This is a genomic window from Mesorhizobium sp. M0598, from assembly GCF_040320865.1.
Lineage (GTDB): Bacteria > Pseudomonadota > Alphaproteobacteria > Rhizobiales > Rhizobiaceae > Mesorhizobium.
The window spans coordinates 92,451-105,268 of the sequence record NZ_JAMYQL010000005.1; the positions used below are offsets into that span (position 1 = coordinate 92,451).

At 56.2% G+C, this 12,818-nt stretch carries 7 protein-coding genes; 2 read left to right on the top strand and 5 right to left on the bottom strand.

The annotated features are described in order from the left end of the window. The first annotated feature begins 989 nt into the window (after positions 1 to 989). Complete coding sequence (locus tag NKI59_RS09125; protein WP_352703688.1) at positions 990 to 2,381, top strand: UDP-N-acetylmuramoyl-tripeptide--D-alanyl-D-alanine ligase; 1,392 nt, start codon at positions 990 to 992, stop codon at positions 2,379 to 2,381. A 379-nt stretch (positions 2,382 to 2,760) separates the two neighbouring features. Here the strand turns inward: NKI59_RS09125 and NKI59_RS09130 are convergent, their stop codons facing one another. From NKI59_RS09130 to NKI59_RS09150, 5 genes are all read right to left on the bottom strand, one after another. Beyond that, positions 2,761 to 3,966 (bottom strand): TadE/TadG family type IV pilus assembly protein, encoded by a 1,206-nt coding sequence (locus NKI59_RS09130; RefSeq protein ID WP_352703690.1) that lies wholly within the window; start codon positions 3,964 to 3,966, stop codon positions 2,761 to 2,763. A gap of 175 nt (positions 3,967 to 4,141) precedes the next feature. Then, positions 4,142 to 4,567, bottom strand: a complete 426-nt coding sequence (locus NKI59_RS09135; protein ID WP_352451186.1) for a hypothetical protein — start codon at positions 4,565 to 4,567, stop codon at positions 4,142 to 4,144. A gap of 720 nt (positions 4,568 to 5,287) precedes the next feature. Beyond that, on the bottom strand, positions 5,288 to 7,594 hold the full coding sequence (locus NKI59_RS09140; RefSeq protein ID WP_352703692.1) for a CapA family protein: 2,307 nt from the start codon (positions 7,592 to 7,594) through the stop codon (positions 5,288 to 5,290). A gap of 311 nt (positions 7,595 to 7,905) precedes the next feature. Next, on the bottom strand, positions 7,906 to 8,370 hold the full coding sequence (locus NKI59_RS09145; protein WP_352696798.1) for a hypothetical protein: 465 nt from the start codon (positions 8,368 to 8,370) through the stop codon (positions 7,906 to 7,908). A 46-nt stretch (positions 8,371 to 8,416) separates the two neighbouring features. Further along, on the bottom strand, positions 8,417 to 10,567 hold the full coding sequence (locus NKI59_RS09150) for an ATP-grasp domain-containing protein (RefSeq protein ID WP_352703694.1): 2,151 nt from the start codon (positions 10,565 to 10,567) through the stop codon (positions 8,417 to 8,419). Between the two features lie 709 nt (positions 10,568 to 11,276). On the opposite strand from NKI59_RS09150, the gene NKI59_RS09155 reads away from it, so the two are divergent. Next, complete coding sequence (locus NKI59_RS09155) at positions 11,277 to 12,788, top strand: hypothetical protein (protein ID WP_352703696.1); 1,512 nt, start codon at positions 11,277 to 11,279, stop codon at positions 12,786 to 12,788. Positions 12,789 to 12,818 lie beyond the last annotated feature (30 nt).

Below are 12,818 nucleotides of genomic sequence, written 5' to 3' on the forward strand. Positions count from 1 at the left end.
CACACATATTCCAAGGGCGAAGCGGCCCAAAACCGCTGCGAAGCGCGGCGTTACGATGCCTAAATCGAGGTAGGTAATCGTTGTTCCCAATAAACTTGCCCGTTTTTCGACGCACCGAGACGACGGACGGCAGCCGCTACCGACCGTCAGCGTCGACGTCTCCTTGGCGGCGCCGAAAGGTCTCGCTACTTCGTCGTTCAATCGAGACCGCGGCGAGTAAGAATGCGAACATCGGCATCATCGATCACGAGGTCGAACTCGACTCGTGTGTCCATCCGTCCCCTTAGGGCGGATTGTCCACCAAAGTCCGCATCATAGGGGGAATGGACGCGCCCGGTCTGGCGGCTAGAGGAACGGAACGCTATCATTTTATTGTATTAGTAATGACGCATGAAATGGCCTACAATTGACTCTACCCGGCAGCGCCACTGGCAGCCGGTAGGCCCGGCGGCCCGCTGGAACCCCCGATCGGCTGTCGGCCCGTCCCCATGAAAGTTACGTGCGGTGGCGACCAACGTGAGACGAGATCGAACCAACAACCCCGCAACCGGCATCAAGGGCAAGCGCCACGGGCCGCCGGCCAACGACGAAGCAGGATATTTCGAGTTCTGCCCCGTTTGTGGCCAGACGTTCGACAAGCGAAACCTTGGCGAGGTGCTGCATCACTGTCTCCCCGACCATGAGCCGTTGAACTCGATGAATAGGTGACTAGCGTTCGAACAGATGGTTTCGCTCATCCAAGATCGTGATCGGTCCCAACCAGACGATCTCAAAAGTGATTGCGGATGTGGTCGTTAAAGTAGCGGGCTTGGCGAAGGCCGCTTTGAACCCGGCAAAGGTCTCAGGTGGTACCCGGAACCATTGCACATTGAGCGGAATTGGCTGAAAGTGATCGAACCACAGGACAGGGATGTCGGACGGCCACCCATTCAAGGTGGCCGGGGCGCGGGTTAACGTGATTCGGGTCGATCGGCGGGACAGGGGGAGAAATGCACCCTTGGACGAAGGCTGAGCTTGCGGAGATCACTGGAGGCATATGGGAAGGCGACCTGCCGGAAGGCTGGACGACCGACTGCATAGCCTTCTGCGATGCACTGATCGGCCCCGGCGCGCTCGTCATCCCGCGCGTTGGCACCTACCGTTACGGCGTACACCCCAGGAAGATCAGGCGCTTCAGGCGACAGGGGCTCGCGCTCCTCGCGGACCGAGAGTACCGGCCCAACTTCGAAGACTTGCCGTTGCTCCGGGTGGCTTCGGTCCGCGTCGCCATGAAGTATCTAGCCGAGCGAGCGCGGTCTGCTTACGGCGGACGCCTGATCGCGGTTGGCGGCAGCGTCGGCAAGACGAGCACCACGGCGATGATCAACGTCATTCTCACCGCAGCTGGTTATCCACCTTTTCCGGGCGAAAACTTCAATACCGTCTCCGGCGTGCTCGGCCTGATCGCCAACCTTCCCCCTGATGGCATCCACGCTGTCGAGGTGTCGATTGGCTTTTTTCGGCGGCTCCTTGAGGTATCTGCGCTCAAGCCGCATGTCGCTCTTATCACGACGATCGGCGACGCCCATCTCGAAGAGTACGGCTCGCGTGAGGCCATCGCCAAGTTGAAAGCCCGCCTGTACGATGTCGCTGAGGGCGGCACTGCGATCATGCCTCGGGATTCCGAGCATTTCGAATATCTCCGAGCCCGCGCGCTGTCGTTCGGGGCGAAGGTCGTGTCCTTCGGTGAACATGCTAAGGCCGACTACCGGCTCGTGGACTATTCGCACGAAGATCAACTGGTGCGTGCGGTCCTGAAGGGCCGGGATTTCGCCTACAAGCTAGGTAATCCAGGGCGGCACATGGCAGTCAACAGCCTCAGCGCGCTGGCGGCTGTCGATTCGCTCGGCCTTGATCTGGGAGCTGCGACCAACGCGCTCGGGGAGGTGCAGGCCATCCACGGACGTGGCGAAGTCATACGCATCGCCCTCGCGTCCGGCGAGATCCATGTCGTCGATGAGGCCTACAACGCGAATCCGACATCGGTGGCCGCCGTGCTGGCGGCACTCGCTGAGGGGAAGCGCGCAAGTGGGGGCCGAAAGCTTGCCCTTCTTGGCGACATGCGGGAACTCGGGCCACGATCGGCCGAATTTCACGCCGGTCTGGCGGAACCCGTTCTCGCGGCCGATCTGGATATGGTGATGACGGTTGGGACGCAGATGACATATCTCCGTCGTGCCCTGCCGGAGTACCTCCTCGGCCCACACTTCGCGACAGCAGACGATGTGTTGCCCGAGCTCGCCACTATCCTGCGCGCGAAGGACCGCCTTCTTGTGAAAGCTTCGAATGCCATGGGTCTGCATGAAGTTGTAACTCGCTTGCGCCGGCAATTTGGACGCTAGTCCGCCGCGATATAGCATCGGTGTTTGAGATCGAGGGTGCCCGAAAAGTTGAGATTCGTCGAATTTCGCTGTTTTTTTGGACCAAAGCAGAAACATTGATCGGAGATCAGCTCCGCCCATGACTGGTTCCACTACCAAACAGTCTCAGGCACTTGGCGGAAAATTGTGCTTCGCCGCCTGATTCGATCTGTGCTGCCTCCAGGTGACCAGGGTAGCGCCGGCTGGACGCCGCCAACCGAAGAGCTGCGCACAGTCATGCCCGCTCGGTCATTTCGGCCATGCATATAACGGCAGCCGCCGGGAATGGTTGGTTGGTCCGAGCCCAATGCAGCAACAACAAAGATATAGCCCTGTGCCGAGCACTGACATCAGTATTGCTTCAGCGAAGGAGCACTATTCCTAAGTCTCCAAGGCCTTTCGGCGGAGTCGCACCATACCAGTCCAGGGCCACACTCGAGTTGCCACTATAGAAAAATTGCCACGCAACAATCCAACCTGAGTTGACAGTCGACTTCAGGTCTGTTGTCCCTCTCATCCGAAAACGATGATGGGGCAGGTAGATAGCCCCTTCAATTAAGTAGTTTTTGTTTCCGGACAATGAGACCGTTGGCACAGAGGGCGTAACTGTGCGTGACCCGAAGATAGCGATGCCAGCGTAAATGCCGCTCGTGGGAGCCGAAAGCCTTACGCCACCTTTGCCTGCTGACTGAATAATGCTTGACTCGGAGTCAACGAATATCGTGACTTCGTCGCCCGAGAGATTCACATGGCTGCCGATGCTCACTGTTGCGTTCTGAAAATAGTGAACTCCGGGAGAAAGAACGACATTTCCATCGAGGTCGATGTTTCCACAGAACACCCGGCCGGCCGGAATGGTAACATCGGTCAGCATCTGATCACTGTAGTCGCAGCCGTTCGGTGGAACGGGCTGCGGTAGATCGACAAGGGGGTCTGCAAGTTCGGGTTGGTTGGTTTTCGGGATGATGGTGTAACCGCCGCCTTGGTAATTGCCCACTATAGAGATTTTTCTGGCGACAATCTTTCCGGTTCCAACGTGCCTCAGTGCCCTTGGACTGGAGGAATTCACTTGGATACCGCAGTTTGGCACCGAAAGCCCCCCGGAACCCATTACCGTCAGCGCTCCATTTGAGGCAGGATCGAGGACATAGAAGCAATAATCCGGCGCGGCTTTTCGGGCCGTTGCCGCCGCGTGAAGGTTAATGCTCCGAATTCCAGCAAGACTCATGAAAGCGGTTGGCATTTCAGCTGAGATTTCAACCGCCGCCTCTCGCGTCCCAGCAGAAGGAGTGGTGATGCTCACCCCAACGACAGCGCCGGTCACGAAGGAGCCATTGGCCAGCGCCCAATTCTTCGCGGCCTGGACGGCTGCTTCGTTTCCTCCATCGCTCTCGACAGCAACAAGAGCCGCCGAATCGGCTATCTCCTGCAGCTTGGATCTCCAGGAAGCGGCGTTGGTAAAGTCAATGCTAAGGCCGAGGGCCAAGCCCAGTGGCACCACCATTAAGGCCATCGCGACGGCAAAGTTCCCCCGTTTTTCGGGCGGCAGATCTTTCAGTCTCCGCATCCAGAAGCCCTCTCTTAAGAGCAACTTAGACCGGAGATGGTTTAGAATTTACTAAATTAGAACAACAAAACGCAGCGGCAATTCACGCTCGGCAAAAAGGCGATGCAAGCTGTCTCGCTGCTCATTGAGCTGAGTGAAACGCGGCAGACCTTGAGGTCAGCGATGTGCTAATTCTCTACTTAAGGCCGAAGACTTGCTGAGCCTGGTCAGACTGCAACAAGTCGCGCGCCGAATGTCCGACACCCGGCAAAATCACGAGACGCCAATTGAAAGGCCACCCGTTAGCGGTCGCGACAGCTTGCGCCAGCTCAAAAGTGAACTGCCCCCGATCCAAACGCGTCTCTCCTTGGCGCATAGCAGCTGCGCTTTCGTTTAGATCGACATCGCCAGTGTCGTCTTCTCCAAGATAGATCGTTAGCGGCAAAGCCAGATAGGCCTTCAACTCCTGAGAGGCCTGATCCGGCGTATAGACGCAGCCCGAGGAGAGACATCCCAGCCCGTAGGCTGCCGCCTCTGCTAGCGAGGGCAATACGTAGGTCGACGGATTGGCTACGACCACTCTCTTGGCATCCGACAAGGCAAATGCTGCAACACGCGACATGAATTGACCTCCCGCCGAGTGCCCAAAAAGGTAATACTGCGCAGTCGGCAGCCCCTCTCGGGCCCTCGCCCAGTTTACCAAGCCCTTCACGTACCAGACAGTCCACCTGTCCCGAGGTTGAATTGTGCCCGAGTTGACAATGCCTCCCCGCTGATAGCTCCAGCCTGGGAACCTTTCCAGGTCGAAAAGCGGCGCCATAACGATCAGGCAATTTCGATCCGCAAGAGGCTGCGCGTAGTCTCGGTAGGATTCGGCGGTTCGGCTTAGTCCATGGAACACGAACAGGATCGATGGATTGGCACAGTTCTTCGGATGATAGGTGTATACCGTCAACTTTATGCCGTTAATAGTTGCTGAGGTCGTACCTTTGCCGACCTTCCAGGCAAGTACTTGGCCTGAATACGTCAGACTACAGCCTAAGACGACTGCCCCTAACAGACGGATTAGAAATCGCACCTGTCGCTCCCATGGACGATCCCGCAGGGATGACATATCCCATTAGCGGCAGCTAAACAAATCAAAACCGGCTGAGCAGTAAAGAGTTCGTTCCTCCACGTCTGGTCCTCGCAATGTTCGCAAGCGACGCCTCCGCGGCACCTCAGCGTCCTGCGTGACAGGGTATCGGCTCCTTGTTTTGTCGGCACGTATCGCTCGCGCCGCCATTGCGATCGAGGAACCCAGTGCAAATCCGCGTACGGCATACGCATGAGCTTCGGAGCCTCACGCCAGTGCAGGGATGGCCAATCTAAGGCATCTGTCTTGAACGGCTACGACAACATCGGCGAGTCCAGGCGACAACGCCAGCAACCGATCGATTGTCGCGCGACCGGCTGCTCCTCCCATTATCTTTGGTTGGTAGTCGAGGCGCGGATCTCTGTTTTGAACGTAAACTGGATAAATATCTAAACGGATCTGCTTCGCACCAAAGTGGAAGCAAGGCAGAATGGACTCCCCTTTGCTGTTTCCGGACCCAAATGCAAAATTGCCGACACTGTATAATATCGGCCGACCATTATAAATCTCGATCGGCTGAAGGATGTGGGGATGATGGCCGATGACTGCGTCCGCACCCAGGTCGATAAATAGCCGCGCTTTCATGCGGTCTTGCTCGGTAGGTTGGCGCTGGTATGGCAAACCCCAATGTACCATCACGGCGATCCGATCGACCAGTGGACGAAGTTGGGCCAGATCACGCTCGATGAATTCGGGCACATCTTGTGCGGAGCCTGGAAGTTCGCCACGAGCCGCTGTTCGACGGTTCCAGTAATATCCGAGAAGTCCGATGCGGATATCTGCGCCATCAAAAATCGCGGGGTGGTAAGCAGAGCTCTGGTTCCTACCACCACCGTACGGTTGGATATACTGTCGCTCTAACGTGGCTAGCGTCTCAACCACGCCACCCCGACCGCAGTCTTGAATGTGGTTATTCGCGACAGTCATGGCAGCGAAGCCTGCACGACGTAAGACAGAGGCTGACTTGGGGTCCACTTTGTATGAGTAGTTCCGAGTGGTATCTGCTTTCTCAGAGATGGTGGAGAACGGCCCCTCAAGGTTTCCCGTTATCAAAGCGCAGCGTCTAAAGATCGGCCTGACCCAGGCGAAGGCATAGTCTGGGCCAAACCTGCGGATACGATGACGCATCCGCATCCCGGTCATCACATCTCCGACCGCCGCCAAATGGTACGGAGCGCTGGTGGACGAAGAGAGGAACTGTTCAAGTTGGTCCGGGTCGATGAGATCGATGTCATCCGGAATTATGACCTCTGAAAACTTCTCGCGAATTTTTAGAACATGGCGCCGGACTTCTTCCGATTCACTGAGGCGGTAGAGGGGTGGCTGAACGGAGGGTGCCAACAATGTCTCAACCGCTGAAGAACTAAAGCCGATCCCACGCTTCTCAAAAACGCTTCGGATCAGCGTTTCGTAACGGCTGCTGAATCTCATTCGGTCTGCATGAAGCAAACACGAGGCAAAGCTCTTCGGAAGTGACCTGAGGGCGCGCGTTCGAATTCCGGAAGGAGCATACGGGCTATCAGAAAGTCGTCCCAGCGCCAAAAGGGCAGCTACAACTAACGAAATGCAAGTAAGTTCGTCTCCCGGAAAAGCCTTGTGTAGGTCCCACATTGTCGCCGCTATGACTTGCGCGACCAGCGCCTCCGGCGGTGGCATCTCGGCGTCGTCCATACGCGAATCATTGGCAAGAGTATCCGATGGTACGAACTCGGCATCATGACGGAGGTGCCAACACCATACGTAGGGAGTCGACAGCATCGCGGCCGCAAAGTATGCGCTCAAGGCGTACTCAAGGGGACCAGGCCTGCTGAAACTGGCGCGCGGTGCATGCAGCCTGTCAGCTTGGATGTCAGCGGTATGGCGCACCACGTGAAACCCGAATGCCTGATATATGAAACTGGCATTGTGCGAGGGGTCGCATAGATAAGCACCGCCTGAAATTCGTGGAAGCCACCCTTCCGCTGTGACTGCCCGCCCCGGGCCGAACAGCAATTCCCCACAGAGGGGGATCGAAAAATCATCGAGATTTTCGATTCTTGCTGGATATCGGTATTTGGTCCCTTTGAGCGGCACCAACCTAAGTAGATCCCCGTTAACTCCCCCTTGTTTCGGCTGGTGCGCATTAACGATCGCTCTGACCTTCGGCAACGGGCCCTCGCCGAGTGAACGCAGCACTTCGTTCACTCGATGAGCTATCAAGGAGACGTGGTAGTAGACGTTGACCTGGCCGAAGCGTGCCGCGGCCTCACAACCTTCCTGTTCACCAAGAATTCCGCCGCCGAAAGGTTTGAAAACATAGTTACCTTGCTTGTCGGGCAGTGCTTCGCCCATCTCACCCGTGGGCCAGTGAACATCCGTGGCTGAATGACCGATTACGTCCACGTACCGCCCACGCAGCCCTTGCCTCCCCGTGTTTTGGCAAAGATAAGGCAGTTCGACCTCGGTTGAATGCACCCGGCCACCAGTAAAATCTGAATCGCAACGCTCCCAGACGTAAACAGATCCAGTCGCCATCTTTTTCCCCAAAGCTACTGCTTCTTCTGCGAACGCTGGGACGCAAGAATTCACAAGTCTTGCGCTCCGCAATCCTGCGAACCTTTCGCCGACGGGTGCTGAAATTGATCGAAAGGACATGCCGTCGGTTGCCCTGAGGCCAACTCTCTACAGGGCGTGGAGATTGTCCTTCAACATGCTCTGAGGCCGCATTTTCACTCCATGGTGGGAAGCTGGATCCGAGTCTGCAGCCCAGCTTCCGGCAGCGTTTTGGCCTCAATTCGCCTGCCCCTGATGGGGGCTACACAAATCAATCTCCTGACGAGGCACATCTATCCGATGCTTGCGACCGGCTTTTTCTTCTCTCCGCTTATTCGAACTGCCTTACTGAGGCCGCCTGCTGAACCGTTATTCTCACCCGATCCAGCGAGCTCTTGCCGAGCACTCTCCAATGCCTTCGCCGCAGATCCCTCCTTAATCACCTTAAGTTCTTCCGCGACCATATTTGATTTTATGAGACGCCACTTGTCGAGGGAGGCGGCGCGCACGAAGCCGTAAGCCGATGGCATACGGACCATCAGCCAGCCTAGCTTCAACAATTCCTCCGTGAAGCCTCTCACGAACGCCGCCCCGCCGACACGCCGTCCAGTCAGGCGCCTGAATGTCTTGTACGACATTCTTGCACGGGTTCGCGGCTGTCCCGCTTTGTTTGTGGTGCGCTTCAAAGTCAAAGCAACGAGTGTCGCCGCATCACTTAGCGAAACACTCGGTGTTGCAGTCGGCGAAACAGTGTTCATAACCTTACTCTCCTTAGCTTGAGCAGAATCGATAAACTCATCACTGCTATCGAACGTCGTTCGTCTCGGGCCGAACTGAAGGAAACGGGGCCACTTCATCGAACCAGCCATCCTTTTTTGCCAAATACGACATTGCCATTGCGTGCATGGCAGACCTTATTTGCTGTGGCCGCGACTGAGACATAGATGCGAGGGGTTCCGCGGCTAGCTCACCAGATCTCGACAAAAGCGCCATTTTGGCACCCGATCCGTCAGTGCTCCATCTCAAAGTTAGAACCAAACCACCACTCTGTAGGTGGCGACGTAGGTCGGTATCAGTATCAGGCTCGGAACTGACCAATATTAGTCGTGTGGTCGGCAAGGTCGACAGCGCACGGCGGGGCCATTCATCTTCGCTGTTGACAATGAAATAGCCTTGGTTTCCGCACTGCAACACTCGCTGAGCGAGATCTTCGAGAACTGTACCATTGTCTGCATCCGTTCGAGTCATCGAGACCGCACGGCAAGCACCCAGACAAAGACCGCTCGCCCAAAGTCTGTCCGGAGAGGCTGCATAAACCAGGGCTTCCAGGAACGGGTCTCTGGCCAGCATTTGCGGGGTTGTCCGCCGCCCAAATTCCTGGGGTACAGTGTTGATGTAAGCGCCTCTTTTCGACAAGAGACCAACTCTTCGCCCTTCCGCCTGGAACCGATGATCGATTGCTGTCGCCACCGCACCAGTGTGTCGATCGCCGATGACGAGTACGGTGGCAATTTCCGAAGAGCCGGGCTCATTGTACATATTGGCCAGGATTATCTCACTCACATCTCTCGAGGTCCCCGCTCGCGGCCAAAGATGAAACTCGATCCCCGGCCGTGCATTTACCTCGATGACAGTACACCCGACCTCTTTGTATGATCTTGCAATATCGGGCATGATGAGATCTATCCCGGCAATGTTAAGGCCGATGACTCTCACGATGCGCTCGCACAGTTGCCTGTTATCTGGATGAACGGAGTTTGTAACATCGACCGGGACGCCTCCACGGGCGAGGTGGCCGGTAGGTCGGAGAACCAAAGGCTGCCCGGAAATTGGGACGGACTCCAGCGTAAGACGACGCAAGGCTAGGTGCCGTAGCAGCTCATCGTCAATCTCTACAGGAGAAAGACGTCTCCCGTCTCTGTCGGGTTCTCGGTTCAAATCATGAATCAGGTCAACTATCGCTTTTTCACCGTCGCCAACGACTTGGGGGGGGCAACACATGACCGCCGCCACGAGATGATAGTCAACGACTGTCGCTCGAAATTCCGGGCCGGCGATGAACTGCTCAACCAAGACGCCAAACCGCTCTGACTGAGTGACGTCGTGCGCTATATCGAATGCAGCCTCAACTGCACGGCGTCCCCGCAGTTTAATCGAGACTCCCCGCCCCTGATTTCCCTGAACCGGTTTAACCACGACGGTCTTACCCAGCTGTTTGGCGGCAGCGACGGCCTCAGGTTTGGTGCGAACGGTAATCTGACGGGGTACTGGGATCCCCGCTTGCGCCAAAAGTCTGTTGCCCAGCCTTTTGTCCAAGGCCACCTTCGCCGACGCAAACGATGTAGAGCCCGATATCGTCGAGAACAGCTGCTTCTGGTGCTTGCCTTGGCCAAGGCGAAGGTGGTTACGGGCAATGAATTCGAACGGGATGTGATTTCTCTTAGCTGCAGCTACAAGCACAGCGGTCGAATTTGAAAGACGTCGTCTCTTCGCCCTTTCCAGGTTTAGCTCCCGAGTCTGAGCGTATTTCGCTGCCCCGTCCTCGCCTCGCGCCGCCTCACCTATCGCTTCAACGACAGCCGAAGCAGCCGCGCGCGACATCTGCGGGTCATCCGACTCCCAAACGATTGCAAGATGGCTTTCGGACGGATCGCCTATTAGCGACGCCGTCGGCGAAAACGAATAGAAATTCATCGCGCGGCGAAGCTCAAGATCAGCGGACAGGATTGCGTCGGCAATGTAGCGAGGGACCAAAGCGTTTTGTGCACAACCGGGAAACATTTCGGACAGCGCTGAGCGAGCCAGCGCAGTAAAATCGGAGATGCAAGAAACCGCTAGCCGCCCGATATTCAGGGTTAATTTGACCACCGTGTTCGTGCTATGCACATTAAGTCCCGATAGCACCTTAAAACTGACAATCTCAATTTGTCCCAACTCTTCAGATAGGCTGACCATAACCCCACTTTTGACCCCGGATGTTCACGCTCCGCCTGCTTTTCGACCGTCTCCCACAATACAGACTTCCTGACCACGCTTCCGCTGCAGCCACTTCAAATGCATCTCGAAACGGGCACCGCATCGATGGGCATGAGCGGCTTCGGCAAGACCCGATGTGAAGGGGCGAAGATGTGGCGCATTCCACCACATTTAAGCACCCTTTATATCTGATCCCCCGCGTTCAGTCGGCCTAAACGCTACGGCCGCAGCATCCGGAAGTCGCGTTCTTATTCTCTTGAAAGACCAGTGGATTTCCCGCCGGCCAGATCCGGACAATGCAGCTGGATGGTATGTGGCCTCGCGGGGAGACGTCGTCATGCATTCGAATGGCAGAGATCCAGACATTATAGTGTTAATAGCAGTTAAAAGTCGTCAGCTTGGGTATGTATTTTAGGCATCTAATGCTATTTATCTAATCATATTGGTTATTGGATAATCGATTGCAAAACGGAGAGGAGTATAGAAGAGAGCTTAATCTTATACCATCGAACAGAGAAGACTTCTAAATGCCATCCAAATGTAAGTTGGGGGGTTCATGTCCGTTTCAAGAATTAAGCGCGGGCGCCTGAAGAGAGCTAAACGAGCATTCGCCACCCGCCGGGTCGCCGCATCTCACATGCGCACACTCGTCACCGGACCTATACAGCCCGTCGCTGGCGATCTTGTTTTGGCGCGCGTTGATGAACTCGGCAATCACAGCAGACTGGAGCTCATCTGCGGGCGAAAGGCGATCATGTTTCGCGGAGATGAGATAATCCTCTGTTATGGAAACAGGTACGCTCCTGACCAGTTCGAGGCGGTAATAGGCCCCGATCTGGGGCCGTGCGACTTGGTAGCGGGGGGCGGCATCGCGGCATGTGAGCTTTCCAGGCATGCTCGCATGCTGGCGCCAACCAAGATCACCCCTCTCGGCCTGATTGGCGACAAATTCGGTCGCCGGCTAAACGTGTGGGATTACAAGGTCAGCTCCGACGATTTGCCCCCTTCCCTGCCGATTGTTCTGTCGCTTGGGACGTCAATGAACGCCGGCAAGACATTGACGGCGACGTCATTGGTCAGAGGATTCAAAAAGGCGGGACTGAAGGTGGCCGCACTGAAAATTACAGGAACTGGCTCGGGTGGCGACACTTGGATTGTGCGGGATGCCGGAGCCGACATCGTTCTTGATTTCACAGATGCAGGATTTGCAACGACGTATTTAGCCCCGGTAGAGTTGATTGAGAAGGGTGCTTTCCGCCTACTGAACCATGCCGCTGAAAATGGATGTGACGTCGCTGTTATTGAGATTGCCGATGGGCTGCAGCAGAAGGAAACTTCCGAGCTAATTCTGGCTGAATCTTTTCGGAGCATGGCTCTTGGCGCGATTTTCGCTTCCTATGACGCGATGGGAGCAAAGTATGGGGTTGATACCCTCCGCGCTGCCGGCCACAAGGTACTTGCAATTAGCGGCAGGATCGGCCGATCGCCGCTCGGTGTGAGGGAGGCTGAGGAAGCCACTGGCCTGCATGTCTATTCCCCATGGGAGCTCCAGGATGGGGCACTCAGCCCCGTTCTAAAGGCTCGCGCTTCTGAAAAACTGGCTAACGGACAGGGCAATAATCCATATCTACGGCGTATTGCTGATTCCCCAAATCCAATGACGGCACTCGACCAAGGTCGAGCCTACTCTTCCCAGCTGCGAATTGATTTTTTAGGGAAGCTCGCGCACGAACTGATTCAGGCAGAGTTGGGAGAAACACCTGGCCCCGGAAGGCCTGCCAGTGACAGCAGGGCGACATGGCCGAGTCCCTTTGGGAGCGTCTCGGTCACCTTACCCGAGTTGCTATCACAAAGCTCGAACCCCGCGTTTATGTCGATCCAGGCGCCCGCTGAGTTGATAGAAGCGGCAGTTTTGGCAAAAACCCGTGGAGCCCTCAAGTCATCTCTGGGCAGCCTGGTCCAAGCCCTCGGGTGCCCTCCCCTGTCCGCCACCCAAATGTACAACCTCGTGAGCGGAGCTTGGTTGATGTTCGAGGCAGTTGATCGCGATGAACGCCTTTGGGCAGCAAATCGGCTTCAGCCAAATGTTCTTGCGGGACCTGCTTTGGGCCCTCATGACGATTTGGATGGGATGATCATGAATTTCTCGGGAATTTTCAACGAGGACCCCGACCAGCATGCCCCGCTTGGACGGGCGTGAAAGACGGTGTCCTTGCTGAGAACACGAGGT

Excerpts from the sequence above, each read along its gene's own strand:
- NKI59_RS09135 (WP_352451186.1), bottom strand. The coding sequence starts at position 4,567 with ATGTCGCGTGTTGCAGCATTTGCCTTGTCGGATGCCAAGAGAGTGGTC.
- NKI59_RS09130 (WP_352703690.1), bottom strand. The coding sequence starts at position 3,966 with ATGCGGAGACTGAAAGATCTGCCGCCCGAAAAACGGGGGAACTTTGCC.
- NKI59_RS09150 (WP_352703694.1), bottom strand. The coding sequence starts at position 10,567 with ATGGTCAGCCTATCTGAAGAGTTGGGACAAATTGAGATTGTCAGTTTT.
- NKI59_RS09145 (WP_352696798.1), bottom strand. The coding sequence starts at position 8,370 with ATGAACACTGTTTCGCCGACTGCAACACCGAGTGTTTCGCTAAGTGAT.
- NKI59_RS09140 (WP_352703692.1), bottom strand. The coding sequence starts at position 7,594 with ATGGCGACTGGATCTGTTTACGTCTGGGAGCGTTGCGATTCAGATTTT.
- NKI59_RS09125 (WP_352703688.1), top strand. The coding sequence starts at position 990 with ATGCACCCTTGGACGAAGGCTGAGCTTGCGGAGATCACTGGAGGCATA.